Origin of the sequence: Paenibacillus kribbensis (genome assembly GCF_001705305.1) — a bacterium.
GTDB classification, from domain to species: Bacteria; Bacillota; Bacilli; order Paenibacillales; family Paenibacillaceae; genus Paenibacillus; species Paenibacillus kribbensis_B.
Genome location: NZ_MCBP01000010.1, coordinates 170,309 through 194,925 on the forward strand (window position 1 = coordinate 170,309; position 24,617 = coordinate 194,925).

The window sequence follows — 24,617 nt, forward strand, 5'->3', positions numbered from 1 at the left end:
ATAAAGGAGCATACACTCATGAGTAAAACACAAGTATTTCCAGAGCATTTCCTATGGGGAGGTGCTATCGCCGCCAATCAAGCAGAGGGGGCATTTGACGCAGATGGCAAAGGCTTGTCTACCGCAGATATGGTTCCTTATTATAAGAAAAAAGACTATGCCAACCTAAGCGCCCTCATGCACGTATCCAGCGAAACGATTGCAGAGGCCATGAAAACCAAAACAGCCGCGGGTTATCCAAAGCGTTATGGAATTGATTTTTATCATCATTATAGAGAAGATATTGCATTGTTTGCCGAGATGGGCTTCAAAACATTCCGTCTCTCCATTAACTGGAGCCGCATTTTCCCTAATGGAGACGACCATGAGCCAAATGAGGCTGGCCTACAATTCTATGACAATGTTTTTGATGAGCTACGCAAATACGGTATTGAGCCTCTGGTAACGCTATCCCATTATGAAATGCCGATGACGCTGGTATTGAATTATGGCGGTTGGGCAAACAGAAAAGTCATTTCGTTCTTTGTAAAGTATGCAGAGACCGTTATGAATCGATATCAGGATAAAGTAAAATACTGGCTGACCTTTAATGAAATCAATACAACGATCATTGAACCGTTCACAGGCGGCGGAATTGTCGGTGACAAAGAAGTTAACCTGCTGCAAGCGTCCTATCAGGCATTACATCATCAGTTCGTTGCCAGCAGTCTAGTAACGAAAAGAGCACGTGAGATTAGCCCCGTGTTTCAAATTGGCTGTATGTTAGCCAGAATGATCCATTATCCTGCTACGAGCAGCCCCGAGGATGTACAGCAAGCTCAGTTCGACAACCAGATGAATTTGCTGCACACCGATGTTCAGGCCCGCGGCAGCTACCCGCCAATCATTAAGCGCTATTTTGAGGAGCATCAGATTCATATTGTAAAAGAAGCAGAGGACGATCAGATTTTGAAAAAAAATACGGTCGACTTTATTTCCTTCAGCTATTATACATCCCTTATCTCCACCACTACGCCCGAGAGATATGGATCTACAGGAGGTAACCTGTACAGTACAGTTAAAAACCCAAATCTGAAGGTAACAGAATGGGGCTGGCAGTTGGACCCGATCGGCTTGAGAACGGTTTTGAAAGAACTTTATGATCGCTATCAATTGCCATTATTTGTGGTAGAAAACGGATTAGGGGCCAAGGATACGATCGAAGAGGATGGCTCCATTATAGATGATTACCGTATTGATTATTTCAGACAGCATATTGGACAATTAAAAGAAGCCATTCTGGATGGCGTTGAAGTGATGGGCTACACCAGTTGGGGAGCGATTGATATCATCAGCGCATCCACTTCAGAAATGTCCAAACGCTACGGATTTATTTATGTGGATCAGGATGACGAAGGTCACGGAACCCTTAACCGCAAAAAGAAGAAAAGCTTTGACTGGTATAAAAAAGTAATCGCTACAAATGGCGAGGATTTAGCTTAATTAAGATTGGGGACTCCCCCCCATTTATGAATCAGGAACCAAAACACCTGGCAAGTTAAACAGCCAGTCGTCGGATATCAACCGGCGGCTGGTTATTTCGTTTATGTTGCTCCTCACACTACGCCAACAAACCCAAATTTTATTATGACATTAAAGTCACTTTTCTGTACAATATTCCTACTTTTCACTATTATTTTAATTAGGCATCTAAAAACCGCTTTGAAAGCGAAAGGGATGGAACTGTGACTGGATTAAAACAAGTACTCAGAAACAAGAATTATGTCAGGCTTTTTCTGGCAACGTTCGCCTCACAATTGGGAGGAATTATTGGGGTTACTGCATTCATGTTTTATTTGTTGAAACGGTTTACGAATCAGCCATACTATGCAACGCTTGCCGAGTTAATGTATTCGCTCCCGATGCTGGCAGTATTTCTCGTAGTTGGAGTACTTGCAGATCGGATGGACCGACAAAAAATCGCTGTTAATTGTGACTGGATCAGCGCTTTATTATCCTTATGTTTGCTCATTTTTATTTGGGTTGATTCTATTCCTTTGATATTTGCCTTCCTCTTCATCCGTAGTGCTGCTTCCAAATTTTTTTTCCCAGCCGAAAGTGCCCTTATACAGGGAATCTTAAGCAAAGATGATTACACCATTGCAGCAGGCCTCAATCAAATGATAGGGAGTCTTTTCATGTTATTTGGAGCAACTCTGGGGGCCGTCGTTTACTGGCATTTTGGAATTACTGGAGCCATCCTAATTGATGCTGTTTCTTTTATTGTTTCTGCTTTGCTTATTCGTTCCTGCAAAATTCAAAAGGAAGTACGCCTTCCGAACGGGGCACATCAATTTAAACAATTAAAATTCAAACTGATCATGCATGACTTTAAACAAGGGTTTCTTTACATATTACGCAACAGACTATTGATTTGGTTGGTTTCAGGCTTTTTTATGTTCGGTATTTTAAATGGGGGATTTAGCGTTTTACCGATGTTTATTCTTAAATATAAGCTAGCTCCAGACAACTATGAGCAGTATATGGTATGGACAAGTATTATTTTTGGATCAGGTGTGTTGCTTGGCACCTTAATCGCTTCCCTTATCTCCGCCAAGCTAAAGCTACACCAAATGATTGCAGCGGGAGTTCTGGTCGCCGGAATTGGTATATGCATACTTGGATTTGTTAATGACCTTTATGTTTTTTTGATTATCGACTTCGCCATTGCACTGGTACTTCCGTTCATTAATATCGGCATAGGAGGATGGCTGCCTTGTATTGTAGATCCTCAAATGATGGGACGTGTGCAAGGTTTAATTAATCCGTTAATGATGCTGTCCCAATCTCTTACATTGGGTTTCATTGCTATAAGCTTTCCTGCATTTATTTCAATTGACGTCTTGTTTTTATTAGTTGGGGTCTGTACCGTTATTGTAGGAATATACTACACTATTGTGCTCCCCCGTTATGCTGATTACGGCACTTCTTCTAAAGCCATTCAGGAATCTTTATAGGCAAATTAAAAGAAGTTATACATGGCGGCATTGAAGTTATCCACTACATCAGCACTTCTATCTGAAACTGAGATAACTAATTTCTATTGCTGAATTGAGCACACGAAAAATCCAGTAGAAACAAAGGCTGATAAGGTCTTTAATATTTCAAATAACGAAGTACATGTTTCCACTTATTTCTGTATGTATTTATTGGTAAACAGGGCTCCAAATTATAAAAAAATGCCCGGCAGGCGCAATATCTGCGTCAGCTGGACATTTGGATTGTAATCGGAGTAGCGGGATTCGAACCCACGACCTCACCCACCCCAAGGGTGCGCGCTACCTAGCTGCGCTATACCCCGATAAACCAGTGTATGTAGATCAATGCTGTTATTTACCATTATAATCTGGTCATAAAAGCCTGTAAAGGGATTATTTAGATCAATTGATACAAAAAAATAAGCGCCCAATAACTTGAGATCACAGGAGCTAACCATGCAGAGCAAAAAAATAATCATACCCGCAGCCTTACTTCTTTTAATACAGTTAAGCGTTCCTGCCTGCTATACCTTTGCACAGGAGAACCTTGTCATTGATCAAGAAACGAAAGAGAGAATAGCGGAGCAATATGGCTTGGAAGAACCTCAGTCACCTACATCAGAACAGCAGCAAAACATATTATTCGGTGGTGATTGGGGCTTTAGTCCTTCTGCTGGTGCTGTGATGCTGGAATTGACCATCTTAATTCGCAACCCACTTGTATTCATCAGTCAACAACTGGTACATTCGCTGAAACAGTAAGCTTTTTTCTATTCGAAAAATTCAATAATGTAGCGCACAAAGATCACTTTTCGTAGAAGTTGTAGGCTGGCTGGAGTCACTTCATCCTTTTTTGAAAAGGTTTAATTCAATAGGTCCCCTGCCATATAGCCACAGCAGCTCGTCGAATAAAAATGTCAGCCCATCCTTGGCGCGCAAGCGCTCGATGATCTCCGTGACAACTTGCATAACCTCCCCTTGTACCCCCTCTGCCAGTTGCAGACCTCCGCTCTCTCCATCCAGGTAAAGATGCGTATGATATGGTTGTTCTACCTTCTTCACATGGCGCAAGCACAGTATACCGTTTTCAAGGTAAAAGAAATACTGTTGGTCATAAAGAACTCCTTCGCATATCTCATACATATGAGGTAAATCATACGGCCCCTGAACCATGGATACCCGTTCCAATTCCATTACCGATTCCAGCATAAATCCCCGCTCCATTCGTTGGCTTATTTTTTTCAGGAGAATATTAATCGAAGTTGTGAGCATTATTATTTATGGCATTTATCTGTCCTTTCTTCTATTGACAGCTCTTTTAAAATTAGATGTCTGTGCAATATATATTGCTAATTTTAAAATGTTTTGATACGATGAGCATATTACCATAACGTTTATAAAGCATATTTCAGTAAATCAAAAGCACACTATAGTGTTACTTTTGTTAACCCTAATATACATCTAGTGATGTGTATTGTCAATACTTTGATATCAATTTTGAACACTATAGAGTACATTCGGTTGGAGGAAAATATGATAAAGATTCATCTTTCCCGTATTATGGGTGAAAAACGAGTAAATATTGCCGAGCTTTCCCGCATGACTGGATTACATAGAAACGGAATTACTAAACTTTACAATGAAGAAACAGACGGTGTGAAATTTGATACGCTAGATAAAATTTGTAAAGCTCTAGACTGCCATGTTCAAGATGTAATCGAGTATGTAGAGGATGATGCAGACTAGATCCCTTCCGTTTATTTAATCCCTCTTCATTCATTAATTGTTTAGGATTATCAAAATAGTGACTGTTGCTAATTTTAAAGCATTTTGATACTATGGAAGCATCAATCTAGTTTACTTATACTCTAATCAACTAGATTACTTGTTTACAAATATACACTCCTATCCAATATATGTCAACTAGTTTACTTGATTACTTTTTGGAGGAATTGTTGTGATTAGATTTTCTCTTGATAAAATTATGAAGGATCGTGGATTGGAACAAAAAGATATCGTTTCTATTACGGGAATTAATCGGAATACGGTTAAAGCTTTGGCCTCCAACGCAAACGCCCGGATTGACTTTCCAACCTTGAATACACTTTGTAGAACCCTCGGCGTACTCCCTGGTGAACTGATCGAATACTTGCCGGAAGACAACGAAGAGAGCCAATAACATGCTTACGGCTCTCTGTTCTTTATATAATATTCAAAATACTTTTTTACCGAATTACCATTTCAAATAATACTGATCCATATAAAAGGCGGCGATTGCTCCCAATCACCGCCTAATATCCCTTCCTGTGACTTCAATTTAAAGAAAAGTTCACATTAACACGACCTGAGACCAAAATCCTTAATAAATCCATAAAATATTGATCGGATGAGGAAACATAATCCATCCCTACTGGATCTTTTTTTTCCTGATAGTTTTTCAAAAAGTAGTGCGGGCTTCTCCAATTGATTGTAAAAGGTGCAGATGCTCCAAAACCTCCACACAGACAGTCTTTTAAACTAGATAAATTAAATCCATAGTAGCCTCCAGGTTCGTTGATCGCTTCACCTAATGCTATAAAAAAGGTTAGGTAATCAGATACATATTCTCCATCTATAGTATAAACTTCTCCATGCTTGTCTTGCTTTGATGATTTATTATACATGGAATGTATTCTAACCACGTTTAACCATCCTAGGCGCTCTTCTTCGGAGAACTCTTTCCATTTATTTTTTCCAAGCTTATGTTTCCTCCTTAACAAGTCCCATAATCTTAATTCGACAGGTGACAGCTTTGTGTCAAGTACCCCCATAAGTTCAAGATTCGCTTCTCTTTTAATGTCATTAAGTTTCTGAATTTTAAATGATTCCGGCAGATAACAATGATAACTTCCAATCACCTCCTCTTCATCATTTAAAACAGCAATTCGCAAATTGTATAAGGATTGTTTTGTGGCAGTCATATTTTTTATGAATTCTTCATTAAATATAAATTTCTCAAAGATTATTTTTTCATACGTTTCAACAATTGCCTCACTCGTTAAACCAATTACATTCCTACAAAAACCGAGCATGTGCCCACTTTCATCATCAATGATTGCAAATCTATACTTCATATCAGACCTCTTTTCAGAATAGTCAGGGATTCACATTTTTATTTTCCACCCTCTGAACACCATGGTGCTGGAAATAACTTAGGTTCAGAATAATCATGATTAACAACATATCCAAGTTTGCCATCTGGTCTTTTTAAAATCCTATGAGAAGTACCTGGAACATCATATTCTAATGATCCTGCCCATACATTAGAGCTAGCACCTTTTTTAAGCTCGTTTGCTTGGAAAATTGTTTGTTTACCAGTTCCGGGATCAATTCTTGGCGTACCTCTTCCAAGTATAATTTCCTAATACGACCTGTATGTTCTGCTTTCCTCAGCAGCCGTCTCAATCGTAACAGATGCAGTGGTAGTATAGGAACTAATACAGGGCCACGACTTGATCACTTTGTCATTACATTTTTAAAAATAAGATAATATGAACAAAAGAACCTTGAAAGGCATGTAGCCAATCAAGGTCGGGATTTAGTTAATAGTTATTACTTCCCTAATTAGAGAGTTAGCATGGTCTGTTTTCATCGACCAATAATTTTCTAAGAGCTCATCAATTGATTTGTCATCTTTAATTGTATGTAATTTTAGTAATCCTGCTAATGAATCATGTGCAATTATTAATAATTCCGCATTTTCACAAATTATTTTAATGCCAATATCAACTTCGACAAACCAATTATTATCATTAGTCTTCCAAGTTACTTTATCCCTAAGAATAGTAATACCTTTCATTTTCTTCTCGCCATCAGACCTAACAAAGCTGTTTTTTGGTGTCATAGCTTGTTCAATTACTAACTTAGGATATTCATCCCCATCTGATGCTTCCGTGGGTATGTTTTTGATAATGATATCTCTATTTGGTGCTTCAATCAAAACACTTATTGCAAACTCTCCAGATTCATTAATTAATAGATCGAAAGTTTCACCCTTTAAGCTTTTAAGCATGTTTTTTTGTTCTTGATTTAGAAGATTCTTTATAGTGTGCCTCACTCAAGTCCTCCTTATTTTATAAAATGAATTTTTTGCTGTTTGAGCATATTGCCTCCGTTAATATCAACTGCAGGAGTTCCGTCAGAATGCGAGACTGATCTATAAGTGACCGTGGTACCATCTTCCATAATTCTAAGTATTTTACCTTTACCAAGGTCTTTTTCGGTTTTAAATCCTTGTGTTTTTTCATTAAAGAATTCTCGTCGACCTTATCTCCTTCAGAAATATTTCTCACCTTGCTACTTCCGCTCTGACCGATTGTACCAAAGTATCCAGATTCATTGGCTATGAGCTAAACTACCCGGGTTGGTTTGATTAGTAGCAAGACCAAAAAGATATTTAAACTGATTCTGGGTCATTTCCCCACTTAGAGCATACCCAAACATGGATTTACTATGTTTAGATAGAAGTTGTCCTAAAAGCTGATTTTTTACACCATTGCTTGCTCCGCGAGCATTAATTATGCTCATCGTGTCTTCAGATGTTGCCACACTATAATAGAGCCCACCACCACCTGCGCCAGCCATATGTGTATGACCACTTGGATCAATATAAATCAACGGATTGTTTTGAACATACGTATACAAGTTCAAACTCGAAGGATTTTCATTCTCTCCTTCATACGTATCCTCATTGATAAATCTTCCACTATCAGGATCATACCATCTGGCGCGCAGGTATTGTAATTCCGTTGTATCATCCCACAGTTCGCCAGAGTAACGGAATGGATTATGGACTTTTTCTTCCTTGACCTCTTCATTGCCCCAGATATCATATTGATATTGATTCAGCAAGGCTCCAGATGAATCTCTGATTTCAATTATATCTCCGTGACCATTAGTGACAATCCGTTTCGAATTGTCATACGTAAAGGAATCCACTACATCATTTTTGAGAAAGCTCCATTTCGAGATAGAAAGAGACCACATGCAAATATTTCACATGTGGTCTCTACAGAGCATTTTATCTATAGGACTTCTAGTTATTCGCAAAAAGCTATCACGAAAAAAATCAGTTAAAAAGACGCAGAGAATCTAACAAAAAGGTGCGATTATTTTTATTTTTCTCATCAGCTATCTTGTCTTTTATCAATTGTTTACATATTTCCTTTTGTGTACTAGAGAGATTATTAGCCACGCCACTTATCAATTGAAAAGAATGTCTGCTGACTTCAAAGTTATCATCAAGTAAATCTGTTATTGTAACAATATGGGGAACAATATCAAAAGATTCTAAAGCATACAATAACGTTCCTCTGCTCCCTTCTGTTTTTGGGTGTTTCAGTACATTGATAAGTGGTAAAATAGCTTCTTGATTCCTTATATCAGCTAATGCAATAGCGATTGCATTTCTTAATATTGGACTATCAGTTGATCCAAGATGCTTAATCAGTATAGATGTAAATTCATTATCTCTCTTTTCGCCCACTTCTTCTATCATTTTTACTGCTTCCATTAAATCCCCATTATTTATAACATTTTCTAAAAGTAATTTATTCACTTCGTCTCCACCTTATTTTACATTTGGCTTACCAATCGACGTCCAGTATTCATATATTGCTTTAGCCTCTGCACTATCTTCGATATCATTACCACCATATTCTTTCTTGCCCGATCTGTGCCACCATTTTTGAAATTCTTTATCATTATAGCCATACCAATTATCACGGGTTGACTTTGCTCCTCCTCTAAATTCTTTTCCCTTTTTAGCAAATAGCTGTAAATCCATCTTAAGCATATAAGTAGTAGTTTGCTCAACACTTTTTTTACCCAATGTCTTAACTGCAAGAGAGGCTGCAGCTTTATAAGACAAAGTAAATGTACCATCAAATAAAAAGAATAATGGATCTTCTAGAAAAGGAACCTCATTTGCGCTACCTTTAAGTAATTCATTATACTGATCCTTATTCACAATAGGATAGTAAACCTTAGATAAATAGTTAGTTCGATTTACATAAGTTTGATATTTCAATCTAACAAAGTTAGCAGCATCATGTGCACTTTGCATTATAAGTGGATTTCTGTGAACAACTCCAAGTTGAAAAATAGCCTTATACTTATTAATTGAGGCGCTATCATTTGCACTATAGTTAGTACCTATTTCAGTATACATATGTCCACTAGGATCAACAAAACCTAATGGATTATTTTGGACATACGTATACAAGTTCAAACTCGAAGGATTATCCTGCTCACCTTCATACGTATCCTCATTAATAAATCTTCCACTATCAGGATCATACCATCTGGCGCGCAGGTATTGTAATTCCGTTGTATCATCCCACAGTTCGCCCGAATACCGGAATGGATTGTGGACTTTTTCTTCCTTAACCTCTTCATTGCCCCAAATATCATATTGATATTGATTTAATAAAGCTCCAGATGAATCTCTGATCTCGATAATATCTCCGTGACCATTATAGACTGGATAGGCTTCCGTTTGATCCGCATAGGCTATGGCCTCTAATTTTAGTCCCCGAATATAATTGGCTTTTAAAACAGGTTTTCCATTTTCAATCGTAGCTTCTGCTATGATTTGGGCACTGTTTCCATCGTAGTAGTATCGGGTATGAACGCCATCCTGTATACGGTCTGTCAGTAATCCATCCCCGTTGTATCGGTACTCTACGAGCTTTCCGTCGACCTTGACTTGCGTCAATCGGTTCTGATCGTCAAAGCTGTTCTCACGTGGCTTCGTATGAGGAGGTCTCTCCGTTTCCATCGTAAGACGGTTACCTCTGGCATCATACGAATAAGCATCCTGATTTTCGGTAGAGGTAGCAATCCGATTCAACTTGTCATACGTAAAGGAATCCTCTACACCATTTTGATCGGGGGTTCATTTAGAGATAAAAAGAAACCACATGCAAGAGTTTTGCATGTGGTTAAAATAAGATTTATATTTTAAATACATTGTTTATTCAAATCTAAATATGAGCAGTCATCTTCATAGAAATCAATTAGATTGATTCTTTATATAAACTCTTCCCACGTATGATAAATATCAAATAATGCATTAGGATTACGTTGTCCCTTTAATACTGCAAACATTTTATTCGTTACGATCATGATCACATCCATATCTGTTTCTTTAGTCAAACCAGTGATAACAGGATGATTTACGCCAATATAAGACTTTGGTTTAAAAATAATGCCCCAGTCCAACCCACTATGATTACTTTTTACAACTTCCCCTAAATAAATTCCGATGTCTAGTGTAAAAGCTTTGGATTGGGTACTAACCTTTTTGTCATTAATATATTCTTTTATCCATTTAGAAGATTTTGAATACTCCTCTTCTAATTCGGATGTACTTTTATTTTGAATCTGTACATTTGCTAGATACCAATCCCAAATATCTATAAGCGAACGATCACTATAATCCAGATGTATCTGTGAAAATGCACCAAGTTGCTCTAAACGCGAAGGTATTTGTTGTTTAAACCAATTAAAATGTTCTTTCGCTTCTTTTTTATTCATTTCTGAGTATTTTTTCATCTCAAAAGGTGGTTGCATTAATTTATAGTCCATTTAAATTATTATTCTCCTTCTTTTAGCCCTTAGTTCTCCTGCAAACTTATTCTTATTCAGTCGATCTAGTAGTCCAATTCCCCTAAAACTATATAAGAGAGAAAGAACCACACAGAAAATAATCTGAGTGGTTCTTTCTCAAACTCACTATCAAAGAATTATCTTAGGACCAGCACATGCATCTTGCTCCCAATATAACCTTGTTATCTTCTATTTACCTTGAAGACTTTTTACAGTTCCAGCAATGGCCTGATAGTGATTAATAATTGAGTTATTTTGAGGATTAGAAGCAAAACTGTTAGAGATTTGATAAGGCTCTCTATTAAAATTACTAATTCTACCTATATTTTTAATAGAAGGACCATAATTTTGATCGTAGTACCACTCACCATCTAACGTATGGATAAAAAATTCCCCTAAGAAATAGCTTGATAACAGAACGTTTTCCTCCGTTGGTTCTGAACTTAGCAAAGCTTCGATGGTTTTTAATGAATTTTCATCTTTAAAGTTCAGATTATTTACCTCGACAAATTTCTGTAGCTTCTCAAACCATCCTTTATCCAAAAAATTTGCAGGAGGAAGCGTATCTTTAGGGACATTCTCTTCAAACCATTTTAGAGCATGCTGATCAATAATCTCTCCTAGGGTGATGAATATATCTCGTAATGACTCTTCATCCTCATAGTAATGCAATTTCTCCATCTTTGATCCATCAATGAAATAAAAACTATAAACTGATTCGGACTCAGTCATAAAAGTAATGCGTATTGCATTCTCTGTCCAATAACTTTTATCGATTTGGATTATTTCTTTAAATCCATTGACTACTCTTGTATAAAACCAAGTATTGTTTAAATGCTCATAAGCAAAATTTAAAGCAGCCAATTTCTTACCTATAGTTTGTTTAATAATCTTAGATATTTTCATGCAACATTCTCCTTTAAGATAATCGAGACATGCATTCTTAGAACAGAAGTACATAAACATCAATTTAAATAGTAAAAATAACTAATTAAATTAAGTTTCCCTAATTGATTTTGTTCCCTGTCTACTGCCATTTTGTCACTTTGGTTACTTGCAAACTAAAATTAAGAATACAATAAGTTTATCGTAGACTATTAATAATCGCCTTCCCAATACATAATGTTCCCTAGAAGACTATTTAGTCTTGGCTTTATATCATTCAGAAATTCATTATTATCTGTCGAAATGATTTCTACAGAATAGTCATTCACATTTTCAAAAATCATAATGTAAGCTTTTATTTTTAAATCCCTTGCATTATTTGCACGATTACAAACAATACATGTTATAAGCCATGAATCATGGTCTGCAATTAGCTCAGCTTCCTCTCTGCTATTAGCGTAAAATCCCCCTCATCGTAATTTCATCAATTAAGTCATCCTGTAAAAAAGGCATGACTTTATTCAGTATTGAGAGCTCTTCCTTACGTCCCAGAGTATTCCTTATCTCATTCTGATAGACACTTACCAGAAATAACAATGACGAATTGGGAAATGCAAGAGCTTATAAAATATCTAAAATATTCTGCTTACATCCGCATATATCCCCAGTTTTAATTAGTATATGTATCCATTTAATTCCCCAATAATGATGTTTATCACCACTCTATTTATTCCTTTTTCTACATACTATAGGGATTGTAAAATCTTATAATTAGCAATGCCATTAAAATGATGAGTCGCTATGAATCATCCACTTAAATATGCATAATTCTTATATATAAATAAACATATATGTATAAAACTTTAATAACGTGCGCCATTTGAATTTTGGCACACGCTATTAAAGTTTCTGTCTACCTGTGAAGAATCTCTCGTTCTTTTAACCTCTCAATAAAATTATTCATTAGAATTCTGATTTTTGAGACTATCTAAGGTATTCAATATAGTAGTATAGTGTCCAATTATGGAATACTCTTGTGGATTACGTATATAGTTCGTAACCATCTTATAAGGATTTCTATTGAACCCTTTAATTCCTCCAATATTCTGAATAACGGGGCCAAAATTTCCATCTATTACCCACTCGCCACCAAACTTCCTAATAAAAAATTCGCCTATAAAATAACTTGTAACAAAAACAGTTCCTTCTAATGGTTCGTTCTGGAGAATCCTTTCAATAATCGTTAAGGATTCAAAACTTTGAAAATTAATATCATTTTGTTTCATAAATTCTTTTGCTTTTAATTTCCATAGTTCACTCAAAAAATTTTCAGGAGGTAATATATTCTTTGGTCTGATTGATTCAAACCATTTTAGTGCATAATTTTGAGTAATATTTTGAAAATGAACAAGTAATTTTCGTAGAGACTCCTCATCTTCATAGTAATACCATTCCTCCACGTTATTTTTGTTCTCAAAATGAGTACTTGCAACAGAAGTGATATTGTTATAGTAAATTATTCTCAGAGCATTTTCATACCAATTACTTTTATCTATTCGTATATTTTCTTTAAAACCGTTTACTTCTCTTGTGAAAAACCAAGTATTATTTGATTTTTCATAATTAAATCCATACTTGCTAAATTCATTTGCTACGGTACTTTCAATAATTTTTGCTATGTTCATAAACCGTACCACTCCTAATTCACAAAATTATTGGTACACGCATCCTTGGAACAGGGAATAAGCCTCCTGCACCTCCACGTGAAGAATTTCCACTTGGTCCGGGTAGACCATTTGGTAAGGGAACTCCATCAGGATAATATTCTGCCGAGAAAAAATCTTTGATTCTATCCCAAGCACTTCTTGTGCTAGGAACCCTCTCATCTAGTTCCTTATTTCTAAGATTCTTTTCTCCATAATAAATCATTCCAGGATCATATGGATACGTGTAAAATGTAATCTGTTTTTTAGAATTGTAAGGACTAGGAATAGATAGACCATTAGGATTCCAACTAGTTCCTGTACTTGCCCGAAATACTTCGCCTCGAAACCCGTTGACATTTATACCATTTATATATTTTTGTAGCTGTTCTCTTGCAAGCTTATGTTTCTCTGCATTCTTATCTTTGCTCCAAGTTACAGGTTTTAGTTCATAAACTTCAAGTGTCTCAGCACCAGTCTTCAGAATATAGTCTGCAAATCCTTTACCTCCATTTACCAGCCGAATAGGTTCTTCTGTATATGCTACTTTTTTTCCTGTTACATAGTTAACAAAATTAAATATAAAGCCTAGCGATCTATGTGCATAAACACCGTAAGCCGTATCTCCAAACTGTGGAAGATGACCCGTTGGATCGCCATATTTAAGTGGATTATTTAACACATACGTATACAAGTTCAAGCTCAGAGGACTATTGAAATCCCCCTCATACGTATCCTCATTAATGAACCTTCCACTATCAGGATCATACCATCTGGCGCGCAGGTATTGCAGTTCTGTTGTATCATCCCACAGTTCGCCGGAGTAACGGAATGGATTGTGGACTTTTTCTTCCTTGATCTCTTCATTGCCCCAAATATCATATTGATATTGATTCATCAAGGCTCCGGAGGAATCCCTGATTTCAATTATATCTCCGTGACCATTATAGACCGGATAGGCTTCTGTTTGATCCGCATATGCTATGGCCTCTAATTTCAGACCGCGAATATAATTGGCTTTTAAAACAGGTTTTCCATTTTCAATCGTAGCTTCTGCTATAATTTGCGCACTGTTTCCATCATAGTAGTATCGGGTATGAACGCCGTCCTGTATACGGTCTGTCAATAATCCATCCCCGTTGTATCGGTACTCTACGAGCTTTCCGTCGATCTTGACCTGGGTCAATCGGTTCTGAACGTCAAAGCTATTCTCCCTCGGCTTCGTATGAGGGGCTCTTTCGGTTTCCATTGTAAGACGATTCCCTCTGGCATCATACGAATATGCATCCTGATTTTCGGTGGAGGTAGCAATCCGATTCAGCTTATCATACGTAAAGGAATCCTCTACACCATTTTGAGTACGTTTGGTGATATTCTTACCAGGATCGTAGCTATATTGAAAGCTATTGGTTTCCGCATCAGATCGTGTTTGCTTTAATTCAACTAATTCGATCCCGTTATATTTGTTTTGCTGGCGATAACCATTTGCAGATACCGTCGAGTCCAGCAATCCATTTTTGGTATAGGTATATTCCGAAACGGGCTTATCTTTTGTGTTGCCTACGGTCTTCAATCTGTTCAAAAGATCATACGTATAATCTACTTGCTCGCCAAATGGTCCTGTCATTTCAGTTCGATTTCCATTCGAATCATACTCATTGGAGAGCTTTAGACCATCCGGGTAAGACAAGGTGTTCAGTTGCTCCGTATACGGATCATACGCATAGGAAGTTGTACCCGTTTGATCTGTCATGCTTAGACGCTTGCCCGCAGCATCGTATACGTAGCTGACCGTCTCATCTTTACCTACATGCGACTTCAACCGATTACGGCTATCGTATTCAAAAGAAGTTACATTCCCGTTGCGATCTATTTTTTTGGATAAGTTGCCATTGGCATCAAAATAGCGCTTTTCGATCTGGTCCTTCGCGTCTTTGGTTTGAATGACTCTACCCAGTTCATCATACGACTTGACTTTAGCTTGACCATCCGGATATGTGATCCGAGTGAGATTACCCAGCATATCGTAAGTGTACTTCGTCGTTTCGCCATTGGGTTCTGTTACAGATGTTTGATCACCCAAAGCATTGTACGAAAACTGAGTCTCATTTCCATTCGCATCGGTCTGTTTCAAAGTCTGATCGCTTACAGCATCATACTCTATCTTGGAAGTTATTTTCTCATTAACGTCTATTGCTGATTTTTCTTTATTTTGTACCAAACGGTTCCATTTATCGTAGATTTGAATTTGTTCATTAAGCTCACCGTCTCGTTGAATTACTTGACGAAGAGCATCATCATACTTAACTGCTGCTTCTGAACCGTCCGCATAGGCTGTCGAGGTTGTACGGCTCCAAGCGTCATAGCCATAGCGTGTCAGATGCCCAAGTGCATCTTCACTGGACACTAATCTTCCGTTAGCGTCATAAGCTGACTTGGATTTGATCACGTAATCGTTACCTTCGAACAATCCTGACTCGATATTCCAGCCCAAAGCATTGTAACGTGTTTTGGTTCGTATCCCCAGCTCATTCGTAACCGTTACGGTGTTCTCAAGATCATCGTAGGCTACACGGATACTTTTACCGTCCGGATAGGTTACAGCCTTTACGCGATCAAGAGCATCGTATTGATACCCGGTTTTCTGACCCTTCCCATCCAGCGAGGAAGTGATTAAACCAGTTGACTTATCATAATCAGACTGAATGGTTACTGTAGATTTTTCACCATCAATATTTGTAACCTCTACACTTTGTTTCGTTGGAAAAGCATGATCGTAGCCACTGCTGTATTCCGTTGTTGTAGTCACGGACTTGTTACCATTCGCAATCGTCTGAACCGTTGTATTTCCGTAAGCATCGATACCCGAATAATTTACTTTTTGAAGTAATTCTCCCCCGGAATGATCTTTGGAGACGATGACCTGCGTTACTTTCCCTTGTGGGTTACGCGTGTACTCTGTAACTCCAGTGCTTTGGGAATCAATCGGTTCCGTAACGGTTTTAATCCTGTGCTTGTCGTCATACATATACGCAGTTTGTGAACCTTTTTCATCCACTGAGCTTGTAATATTACCGTAATCATCATATTCAGCAGTCGTTGTCAAAACGTCTCCATTTTGATTATTGCTGGACGAAGTACGGATTGGTACAGGTACGGTATAGGCTTTGCCTGTCACCTGCTTGCCGTATTGATAAGCTGTTCTCTTTTCAGAATCTCCTGCTTTAACCACAGATTGATCCAGGTAATACTGTGGTGGCGTGTCTGCACTAATAAACTTTTTAGTATAATTGAATGTTGAACGAACCAATCCATTGTCTGTTACGGTAGAGAACGAAGTATCTTTTACATAGCTCTCACCCATATCGGAATTATAATGAATCGTTTCCCGATTATAGTTTTCGGTTTGATTGTTTTCATATGTGATTTGGTCTACACGTGAGACCGCTCTATATGCCTCGTTTACCGAATTGGAGCCAATATAGCGTTTTACTGGCTGATCTTCGTAAGTATACAAAGTAGAGGCTCCCGTAGGATGAAATACTTTGGTTAACAAAGCGTACGGATTAGAGATTTGTCTTTCAGGATGTGACGCGCTCAAATTAAACTTGGCAGGTGCCAATGTATAGGAATATGTGGTTTTTCTGCCTTCGGCATCTGTCACGGAATCCAGTAATTCAACGCCTTGTTCTGTATGTTTATTATAGACAACTGTGCGGTTTCCTTTAGACAAAGTAACGTCTGTAGCCGTATATTGAATATCAATCGAGTTGCCGATTGCATCTTCTACCTTACTAAGCAATTTACGTTTATAAGTAGCATTGAGTTCATAATTGAACTTTATCGTGTTATGATATGCATCTTCAATTTGCAGCAACTGACCGTCTTTGGAAAAATATTGTTTTTTCGTCCCATCAACAGAAGTTAATACAGTAGCTGAGTTCTCCCCATTAACTGTTACTGAAGTATCGGGAGTGAAGGTCAGTCCTTTCCAGTCGTAACCTTTGAGCTGGTCACCCTCAATTTCATAGCTGCCACCATCCCCCAAGTGCATATACTGCTTGCCCTCTTTGATTTCTACATAAGGTAAATTCCAGGACCACCCCTTACCCAAAGGGTTCAATTGATCTTCTAGCGCAGGATAGGTACGGTTTTGAAAGATAAATGAAGGTTGATAGGCTACAATCTCAGCAAAAACGGCAGCATCTGCATCTGCTGCAATATAATATTTATTCCCATCGTCACCCGGAATTTCAGCCTGAGGACTGCTGTTAATTACATCCCTATAGTACTCAGCCTCAGCAATGGTTGTGAACAGTGCTGTCTGTCGGCGAACAGCCGTTTCGAGCCCCTCTGAAACAATCGTTTCAATTTGTGGTGAGCCTTCCATGGTAAAGGCTGTTCTTGTCCTTCCGCCTTTTCCGTTACTAGTCCACTCGCTATAACCAATATCACTTGTATAACCGGGTTTAGTAACGGTTCCGCTATAATCTTGTCTCCATTCCCGGGTATCAAACCCTGGTTTTGAAACAGATCCTTTGTAATATTTAGTTCCTGATACATAGCATATAGAATTCGCTCTAGAACTATCATAATTTGGACAAGTCGAAGAATAGTAAGTATTGTAGGCATAAAGTGTTCCACTAAATCCATTTGCTGAAGAATAATGCATTGAATTACCACAAGTTGTAATGCTACTACCCGAGTAGTAACCTTGTGAGTTGTAAGATCCCATACTAAAAAAACTGCACGAATCAACTGCACCCATAGAAACAGGCTGAGATTCGCTTCCAGAAATAACATAAGGTGAACCACTTCGAGATAGAGTCCCTTTAAATCCATGATGATCATACTTTATGGAACTGACAAAATCATTCCTCGATGTACTTCTTCTATAATCTGTTTCTGTTCTGGATTCCGAGGGTGTGGTGTAGCTTATTTTCTGTCCCGCTGCTTGACTAGCAGCTTCATAAGTCGTATATGTGCCTATAACTTTTGTTTCTGGCTGGAGATTATAGGTATTCACATCAACATTCCCATCACCGTCTGTGTCCTCTTGCACCCATCTTTTTTGCTGATAGGCTACCTTGTACGACTTGGTAACAGGTTTCATCATCGCCTTAAAGTAGACATAATAATTTTGCACAGCAGCACTGTTGTCAACAATTTCCGCGCCTTTGTCAAAAAATTGAGCCCGATTCGTATCATATTGACGCGTCAAAGAAAAACCAAGTCCATTTCGTCCAGGCAGAGTTAAATCTGTATTTTGCAGTGATAAGCTACCTGATAAAGTGGATATGGATTCTTTATCATCGCCAACAGAATAAGGTGCTTCATTAAAAGAAGATTTATTGTATACTGGCGCTTCTTCTCTAATGGGTGGAAGCTGAGGTACATTTGCCATAAGACTTTGTTTCAGAAAGTCCACTTTATATACATCTTCGGTAACTGTGTTCGCAGGATCTAGATCATCTGTTTGGTAAACATCATCTGCAACATTATGAGAAATCAGGTTACCTAATGGAGCATCCGATAGCTTGTTGTATACATCGCTTGTTACAGTCTGTGATTGGTTCTCTTCTAAAGGAAATAACGATGCTACAGCCTGATCGTAGCTTATATGATCTTGTTCAGCCATATATAACGCTGTATAAATTTGATTTAATGAATAGCCTTTTCTTAATTGTTCCGAAAGAAAAGCTGATGTGACTCCAAATCGGGCAGCCATTTGATCCACCGAGTATTGCGAATTGTCATTCCCCGCACCGAACACATTTGGAGGAACAAAGCCGCTAATTGTACCGAAAATAAATGTGATAATCATGATTATCGCTATATGACGTCTTGTTGTTCTAAATCGCAAGTTCTTCTCTCCATTCCGTGACTTTAATTTTGGTTATACACCGTTTATTTGGAGTTGCTTACTTTTATAATCTGTATTAGGTTACCATTGGAATCGTATTGATATTGGAAAACAACCTGACCATCCTGTTCAATATGTTCAAGCCTTCCATTAGCGTCATAAATATATTTATACTTTCTGGATAAGCCGCTTTTAACACTATTGCTAAACTCCGAATAGTTACCAGCTGCATCCTTGGCTTTTACTGTGAACATATATACTTTCTGAGGTTCTAATTGGTCTACTTGAAAGGTTAATTCCTTGGTATTGCCTATCATCTGACCATTACGATAAACATCGTAGCCAACGACTCCAACATCATCTGTAGATGCTTCCCAGGTTAGAATAATGCTGTTCGGCGCAGGTCTGGAGCCTGCTAATTTCTTAGGTTTGGAAGGACTTGTTATATCCTTGGGCAAATCATCAATAGCCGGTATACGATCCAATCGATCATTAAGCTGTTGTTTGTCTGTATCATTGAGATGCACTAGTAAAGTACGGGCCATATTAATCTCAGTTTGTAATTTTGAAGCTTCTGCTTTTTCAACTGCCTGCGTAGCTGTCTTTAATTGTTCAGCATAGGCAACTTTTGCATCAATGATTTTCTGTATGGCTACTACCCTTTCAACAAGCTTACCTCTGTCTGGATCACGCAGCTTGTTTATCAGCTCTACAGCTGCATTTACATCATTTTATAATTGGGTTGTCTCTGCTTGTGCTACCGCTGCTTCAGCTTGGGCCAGTTGCTCTGCATATTTGGTATCCAAACCTTTAAAAACATAATAATACCCCTTTGAAATCCCATCTTGCGGATAAGCTGCAGGATCTTCGCTTGTTACCTGACCTACAAGCTCCCGGTTGGTAAACGTATGAGCACCTTCCTCTGTTAACGCTTCAGCAGTCATATAGCTGAGGGGGTTTGAACTACTGGAGTAGAAACAAACAAAATATATATCGTCAGCTTTAAAATGAGGCCGTTCTTCATTTGGTACCCCCTCATAAAACAGCTCAGACAAAGAAGTTGCTTCTGACCCTTTCATAAAAATCGAAAGATAACTAACTGTGTCCCAAGTACTATCATCCATTCTAGTAGTTACATATGGATTCACGTATTTTACAACTTGTGGCTCCTGCTTATAAAGCCAATCAATTACTGTAAATTTGCTAACCCCATCCGTTATACTTTCGGTGACAACTCCAGTTGTTTTCACTGTTTTGTAGCCGATGAAGTCTCCATACACATTTGGGGTTTGGCTTAAAGCCTGAAAGAACCTTCGCTCTTCCATTATTCCGTCTTTATCAGGATCACGAGAAAAAGAACCCAGTTTTCCTTGTCTTCCAGGTACTTTAGTCAGTTTATATGTCTTCACCTCAGTACCCTTGTACTTGTCCCAAATATAATGCTCTGTAGCTGCATAAGATACTCCACCGTTCCAGCCCACAGATGCCACCATAAGAACACCTAGCATCAATATTAATGGCCATTTTTCAACATCATCTCTTAACCTCTTTTCTCCAAGTACACTCAGATAATCATTAGCATTATAACTTTTCAATAATTCTACTAACAGTTAGATATTAGAAAGATTAATTTCAAGCATAGATACTTGGAAATGTAACGTAGAGGAATAAAGTCTGAATTAAACCGCAGCAAAGTCTTTTTCAGTCGCAGCAGGATTTTTAATACACAAACTGATATCTGTAGGTGTCTGTGCAACGGGCACCATAGATTCAAATTCCAGGCAACCTTAAAGAACCTGAAAGTGTCTTGGTCGGTTGGATCAAAGTAACTATGCGTTTCATCGCATCTAGCACAATGAGAAGCCCTTCTCTCGACAAATAGAGAATTTTGACAAGCCCTCTCTCCGTGTCAAAGGTTTCCTCTCATTTATTTTTTGTAGGACTCACTCGGAGCAACTCCCTCTGTAAAATAAGTATTGTTTCATGAATGAATTCATCTGTATTCAGGTGGATTAGCTCTCCTGTGTATAAATTGGCGACAGAGTCACTGGAAATCTCCCTTACATTCACTTCACTCATTGATTTTTAATAAACAAAATGTTATATTGTCTATAAAATAATCATCATTTAATCGAGGTGTTTGCTAAAATGGACCATTCCGAACTATTCTGGAATGCTGGAATCGAGGAACTGAAGCGTGGATATATCCATCAGGGAGAGCAGGTGGTCTGCCTGCTGGATGGACAGCGATACGAGCAAGGCATCATCTATCAGGACCAAGGGGTATTTTATGACGCGGAGAAATACATGCGTCTTCATATTGAGCGGACATATGATTCGGTATTTGAATATTTGATCGGCCTGGACAAAAAGCTGACCGGGCTGACGGATCATCAGAATCGGCTGCTTCAGCTATTTTATCAAGGCATGGGCGATGCGGATATTCAAAAGGAAACCGGAATCGGCAGTGCATCAACCATACGCAATCACCGCTTTGGACTCAAGGAAAAAGAACGACAGGCCAAGGTATTTCTCACATTAATGGAGCTGCTAAAGGAAAAGGACCGCCACGCTCCCTCCATCGTCGAAGTGCCGGTACGGGCACGGATGGTGGACGAACGCTATAACATTACGGAAGACGAAAAGCAAAAGATACTTAAGAAGTATTTTCCGAATGGTACAGACGGGCGCTTGAAAAGCTTTAAAATGCAGGAAAAGCACAAACTAATTGTGCTGCGTGAAATTGCGGGACGTTTCGTAAAAGGACAAACGTATCATGAGAAGGATATCAATACGATTTTACAGGAAGTGTATGACGATTATGTCACGGTGCGAAGATATATGATTGAATATGGTCTATTGGATCGCAAGCCGGATGGCAGTGAATATTGGTTGAAAGATTATTAATGAGCAACGTTTATAAATGAGGAGGATTCGACAATGACCCGAAGAAAAGAACTTGTACAGCAGTATATGGAGATAAAAACCGAGGCTGGAATCTATTGCATTCGCAATACACACAATGGAAAAATGCTTGTCGCTGCAACACCGAATTTGAAGTCGCTAAATGGACGTCGTTTTGAATTGCAAATGGGCGCATCTAAAAATAAACAGTTGCAGCAGGAATGGAATGAGTATGGCGAGGATGCGTTTGAATTTGAAGTGCTGGACATTTTGAAGAAAAAGGATTCTGAGTTCTTCGATGTCAAAGATGCACTGGCAAAGCTGGAGCAGACTTGGCTTGATCGACTCCAGCCCTATGGGGACAAAGGATATTTGTAAATCTACTTTTGAGCAGCAGCCGTCTGGAGCCTTCGTTATCCGAATCAATGAAGGCTTCTATACGGTGATGCTAATTTAATAATCCCCAGCCAATTCCAACCAGCACTCCATTAATTAGAAATAATGCAATACATGCTCTCCACTTGTTGACTTCGCTCGTTTGAAAAAATCCAGGCACTTTACCATGGCACATGAACAAAGTAAAAACCAGATTCCAAATTATACGCATACCATACTTTATGTAATATAAAGCAGGACTCAGCTGTACACCACCCAATATGGGCGGGGCATCCGGAATGAACAAAATGGCACACGCATAACGCATAGTCTCATATGTAAAATAAAACACAGCCAGCCACCAGGCCCACTTCTTACCAAACAACATACCGACACCGGCAGTCGTTCCGGCCAAACCAAGCAAAGCAATAAATCCTTGAAACATGCCCCTGCAAATCCCTAGCAACGTAGCAGTCTCATTCAACGCATTGAGTGTCAATAGCTGTGTCACCAGCAAAAGAGCACCATTAAAAATTAATAAAATGGCTGCAATACTTACACCTAAAGGCCGTTCAAGAGCTGTGTTCGTTACATATTCCTCTACTTCTTTTTTGGTATATAAATCCGACACTTCTTCTACTCTCCTAACCCAATGATATACATCCATTTTCGGGCGTCTACAATAACAGTGTGTTCTCGCCTCATTCCCATATATCGGCATTCAGGAAAATATGATTTAGATCAAAAGAATCCCAAATAGAGTAATATCTACCCTCATACTACCATTCCAAGATTGAATCTGACAAATGAAAGCACTAAAGTGTTAATAAATTCACACCAAGCCTTCCGTGACTGCACCTCTCCTTTTTCTGTCTAAAAACGTTAAAGCCCTACCCAAGCCGTAACAATGCTATCCTTGGGTAGGGCCAGCTTATTTTCTAAGTACTATGGGTATGGGCGTAGTGTTTTATTGCGAGTCCTCCGTCCGTACATAAGAGGATAAAGGAATATTCAGCCCGCGAATGCCCTGAGCTACCAGTCGGGCTATTTGCTCCGCGCCATACTCCTGAAAATGCGTATCATCCTTCACCCCATCAGGGAATGCAGGATACACCCCTGGCTCCACATGTAAAAATAGCGGGAGTGTTCCTTCCAGGCCAAGTGTATTGTAATATTCTACACTCAAGCGACTAAGATCAACCAGTGCAACACCTGTCTCGGCTGCCGTTTCCTTCATGGCCTGCACATATTCCGGGAAGCTAATCCGAAAGGAAGCACTTGCCGCATCATAATCCCGACGACCCACAGGAGTAATTAACACAGGTGTCGCCCCGCGTTGTGTAGCTCCTTGAATGTAGGTTTTCAAGTAAATCTTGTAATCCGCTGGTGAAACATAGCGCTCCTGATTGTTGATCGCCGCATCATTATGACCAAACTGTATGAGCAGATAATCCCCGGGCCGGATGTTCCTCAATATATCATCCAGCCGTCCTTGCACCAGGAAGGTCCTCGTGCTTCGTCCACCTATAGAACGATTCACAAAAGTAGTCTCATTTGTAAAAAACGGCGCAATCATTTGACCCCAGCCCGCCTGGGGCTTCATTGAGGGTTTATAGGTTTGAACCGTAGAATCTCCGGCAAGGTATACCGAAGGATGCTCTCCAGCCGTTCGAGCTTCCTTGGGCGTAATAACCAAAGCGTTAACCTTCGGATCATTCCCCGAGAAGTACAATTCCAGCTGACCGTCAATAAGGGCGAGTTCAAATCCTGCCTCGACAAATTGGCCTGCTGCCTTGGTCGTTGGCTCCACCTTAACGATGGACTCGGCTTTTACAGTAATATCTGTGTTTCCGGCTGCGTCTCCGGCAATCAGGGAAAGCGTGTAATCCGCAGGTGGTAAATTGACGACAAAGGATGAGCCTTGAACACGAACAAAATCCGAGCGAATAGCATCACTTCCACCACGATCCTCTTCGCTTACCTTGGACAGATCCATAAATCCATAGCCTCGCTCAGGCGTGTAAGCATCCTTGGCGGTGACCTGGGTATATCCGTCAGCTACGTTCCCCGGACCAAAGTCAAAACGAAAAGGCGCCGCAAGCTGTTTTTCAGCCAGTGCCTGCCCTGGAACAAGTATGGTCGCAAACAATAAGCTAAACCCTGCGCATAATCCAATCATCTTGCCGAACAACCTGTGACGTTTTCCCTTTGGTTTCAAGCGCA

At 38.9% G+C, this 24,617-nt stretch carries 19 protein-coding genes, 1 tRNA gene and 2 pseudogenes; 7 read left to right on the forward strand and 15 right to left on the reverse strand.

Annotated features, from left to right (window positions below):
* The first annotated feature begins 18 nt into the window (after positions 1–18).
* The gene (locus BAZ21_RS18360; RefSeq protein WP_068503818.1) at positions 19–1,482 is read left to right on the forward strand and encodes a glycoside hydrolase family 1 protein; all 1,464 of its coding nucleotides are present in this window, start codon (positions 19–21) and stop codon (positions 1,480–1,482) included.
* A gap of 242 nt (positions 1,483–1,724) precedes the next feature.
* Positions 1,725–2,996: an MFS transporter gene (locus BAZ21_RS18365; RefSeq protein WP_068503820.1), complete on the forward strand. Its 1,272-nt coding sequence runs from the start codon at positions 1,725–1,727 to the stop codon at positions 2,994–2,996.
* Between the two features lie 270 nt (positions 2,997–3,266).
* Here BAZ21_RS18365 and BAZ21_RS18370 read toward each other — a convergent pair.
* Positions 3,267–3,340 (reverse strand) — tRNA-Pro (locus BAZ21_RS18370).
* Positions 3,341–3,473: 133 nt separating this feature from the next.
* Here BAZ21_RS18370 and BAZ21_RS18375 point away from each other — a divergent pair.
* Complete coding sequence (locus BAZ21_RS18375) at positions 3,474–3,779, forward strand: hypothetical protein (protein WP_068503823.1); 306 nt, start codon at positions 3,474–3,476, stop codon at positions 3,777–3,779.
* 81 nt (positions 3,780–3,860) lie between these two features.
* On the opposite strand, the gene BAZ21_RS18380 is transcribed toward BAZ21_RS18375, so the two are convergent.
* The gene (locus BAZ21_RS18380; protein ID WP_068503826.1) at positions 3,861–4,226 is read right to left on the reverse strand and encodes a hypothetical protein; all 366 of its coding nucleotides are present in this window, start codon (positions 4,224–4,226) and stop codon (positions 3,861–3,863) included.
* A 324-nt stretch (positions 4,227–4,550) separates the two neighbouring features.
* On the opposite strand from BAZ21_RS18380, the gene BAZ21_RS18385 reads away from it, so the two are divergent.
* The gene (locus tag BAZ21_RS18385; protein ID WP_010349270.1) at positions 4,551–4,763 is read left to right on the forward strand and encodes a helix-turn-helix domain-containing protein; all 213 of its coding nucleotides are present in this window, start codon (positions 4,551–4,553) and stop codon (positions 4,761–4,763) included.
* Positions 4,764–4,974: 211 nt separating this feature from the next.
* A complete protein-coding gene (locus BAZ21_RS18390) occupies positions 4,975–5,196 on the forward strand; it encodes a helix-turn-helix domain-containing protein (protein ID WP_068503828.1) in 222 nt (73 codons plus the stop codon).
* 133 nt (positions 5,197–5,329) lie between these two features.
* Here BAZ21_RS18390 and BAZ21_RS18395 read toward each other — a convergent pair whose 3' ends face one another.
* The 11 genes and pseudogenes from BAZ21_RS18395 to BAZ21_RS29770 form a co-directional block, all read right to left on the reverse strand.
* Complete coding sequence (locus BAZ21_RS18395) at positions 5,330–6,130, reverse strand: barstar family protein (RefSeq protein WP_068503830.1); 801 nt, start codon at positions 6,128–6,130, stop codon at positions 5,330–5,332.
* Between the two features lie 464 nt (positions 6,131–6,594).
* Entirely contained in the window at positions 6,595–7,113 is a 519-nt protein-coding gene (locus BAZ21_RS18400) for a hypothetical protein (RefSeq protein ID WP_068503832.1), read from the reverse strand.
* A 533-nt stretch (positions 7,114–7,646) separates the two neighbouring features.
* Positions 7,647–7,958, reverse strand: a pseudogene (locus BAZ21_RS30265) (RHS repeat-associated core domain-containing protein); the annotation flags it as partial.
* Between the two features lie 166 nt (positions 7,959–8,124).
* A complete protein-coding gene (locus tag BAZ21_RS18415) occupies positions 8,125–8,613 on the reverse strand; it encodes a HEAT repeat domain-containing protein (RefSeq protein ID WP_068503838.1) in 489 nt (162 codons plus the stop codon).
* Positions 8,614–9,221: 608 nt separating this feature from the next.
* A pseudogene (locus tag BAZ21_RS30270) lies at positions 9,222–9,942 on the reverse strand (RHS repeat-associated core domain-containing protein); the annotation flags it as partial.
* Between the two features lie 143 nt (positions 9,943–10,085).
* Positions 10,086–10,643: a hypothetical protein gene (locus BAZ21_RS18425; RefSeq protein WP_068503841.1), complete on the reverse strand. Its 558-nt coding sequence runs from the start codon at positions 10,641–10,643 to the stop codon at positions 10,086–10,088.
* Positions 10,644–10,853: 210 nt separating this feature from the next.
* Positions 10,854–11,570 carry a hypothetical protein gene (locus tag BAZ21_RS18430; RefSeq protein ID WP_068503843.1) on the reverse strand — a complete coding sequence of 239 codons (717 nt, stop codon included), beginning with the start codon at positions 11,568–11,570 and terminating at the stop codon, positions 10,854–10,856.
* Between the two features lie 935 nt (positions 11,571–12,505).
* Positions 12,506–13,234 (reverse strand): hypothetical protein, encoded by a 729-nt coding sequence (locus tag BAZ21_RS18435; RefSeq protein ID WP_068503845.1) that lies wholly within the window; start codon positions 13,232–13,234, stop codon positions 12,506–12,508.
* 19 nt (positions 13,235–13,253) lie between these two features.
* The gene (locus tag BAZ21_RS18440; RefSeq protein WP_256021777.1) at positions 13,254–19,076 is read right to left on the reverse strand and encodes an RHS repeat-associated core domain-containing protein; all 5,823 of its coding nucleotides are present in this window, start codon (positions 19,074–19,076) and stop codon (positions 13,254–13,256) included.
* A gap of 83 nt (positions 19,077–19,159) precedes the next feature.
* Complete coding sequence (locus tag BAZ21_RS29765; protein ID WP_256021779.1) at positions 19,160–19,660, reverse strand: fibronectin type III domain-containing protein; 501 nt, start codon at positions 19,658–19,660, stop codon at positions 19,160–19,162.
* A gap of 186 nt (positions 19,661–19,846) precedes the next feature.
* A complete protein-coding gene (locus tag BAZ21_RS29770) occupies positions 19,847–20,710 on the reverse strand; it encodes a hypothetical protein (RefSeq protein WP_256021782.1) in 864 nt (287 codons plus the stop codon).
* 553 nt (positions 20,711–21,263) lie between these two features.
* Between BAZ21_RS29770 and BAZ21_RS18450 the strand changes: the two genes are divergently transcribed.
* Both BAZ21_RS18450 and BAZ21_RS18455 read left to right on the forward strand, forming a co-directional pair.
* On the forward strand, positions 21,264–22,022 hold the full coding sequence (locus tag BAZ21_RS18450) for a DUF2087 domain-containing protein (RefSeq protein ID WP_068503847.1): 759 nt from the start codon (positions 21,264–21,266) through the stop codon (positions 22,020–22,022).
* A 33-nt stretch (positions 22,023–22,055) separates the two neighbouring features.
* The gene (locus BAZ21_RS18455) at positions 22,056–22,397 is read left to right on the forward strand and encodes a GIY-YIG nuclease family protein (RefSeq protein ID WP_068503849.1); all 342 of its coding nucleotides are present in this window, start codon (positions 22,056–22,058) and stop codon (positions 22,395–22,397) included.
* A 70-nt stretch (positions 22,398–22,467) separates the two neighbouring features.
* Here the strand turns inward: BAZ21_RS18455 and BAZ21_RS18460 are convergent, their stop codons facing one another.
* Positions 22,468–23,025 (reverse strand): hypothetical protein, encoded by a 558-nt coding sequence (locus tag BAZ21_RS18460; RefSeq protein WP_068503851.1) that lies wholly within the window; start codon positions 23,023–23,025, stop codon positions 22,468–22,470.
* Positions 23,026–23,361: 336 nt separating this feature from the next.
* Positions 23,362–24,573, reverse strand: a complete 1,212-nt coding sequence (locus tag BAZ21_RS18465; RefSeq protein WP_068503854.1) for a rhamnogalacturonan acetylesterase — start codon at positions 24,571–24,573, stop codon at positions 23,362–23,364.
* Positions 24,574–24,617 lie beyond the last annotated feature (44 nt).

Coding starts and splice junctions, on each gene's coding strand:
- BAZ21_RS18385 (WP_010349270.1), top strand. CDS start 4,551: ATGATAAAGATTCATCTTTCCCGTATTATGGGTGAAAAACGAGTAAAT.
- BAZ21_RS18455 (WP_068503849.1), top strand. CDS start 22,056: ATGACCCGAAGAAAAGAACTTGTACAGCAGTATATGGAGATAAAAACC.
- BAZ21_RS18450 (WP_068503847.1), top strand. CDS start 21,264: ATGGACCATTCCGAACTATTCTGGAATGCTGGAATCGAGGAACTGAAG.
- BAZ21_RS18395 (WP_068503830.1), bottom strand. CDS start 6,130: ATGAAGTATAGATTTGCAATCATTGATGATGAAAGTGGGCACATGCTC.
- BAZ21_RS18375 (WP_068503823.1), top strand. CDS start 3,474: ATGCAGAGCAAAAAAATAATCATACCCGCAGCCTTACTTCTTTTAATA.
- BAZ21_RS18380 (WP_068503826.1), bottom strand. CDS start 4,226: ATGCTGGAATCGGTAATGGAATTGGAACGGGTATCCATGGTTCAGGGG.
- BAZ21_RS18440 (WP_256021777.1), bottom strand. CDS start 19,076: ATGATTATCACATTTATTTTCGGTACAATTAGCGGCTTTGTTCCTCCA.
- BAZ21_RS29765 (WP_256021779.1), bottom strand. CDS start 19,660: ATGGCCCGTACTTTACTAGTGCATCTCAATGATACAGACAAACAACAG.
- BAZ21_RS18425 (WP_068503841.1), bottom strand. CDS start 10,643: ATGGACTATAAATTAATGCAACCACCTTTTGAGATGAAAAAATACTCA.
- BAZ21_RS18465 (WP_068503854.1), bottom strand. CDS start 24,573: ATGATTGGATTATGCGCAGGGTTTAGCTTATTGTTTGCGACCATACTT.
- BAZ21_RS18435 (WP_068503845.1), bottom strand. CDS start 13,234: ATGAACATAGCAAAAATTATTGAAAGTACCGTAGCAAATGAATTTAGC.
- BAZ21_RS18430 (WP_068503843.1), bottom strand. CDS start 11,570: ATGAAAATATCTAAGATTATTAAACAAACTATAGGTAAGAAATTGGCT.
- BAZ21_RS18360 (WP_068503818.1), top strand. CDS start 19: ATGAGTAAAACACAAGTATTTCCAGAGCATTTCCTATGGGGAGGTGCT.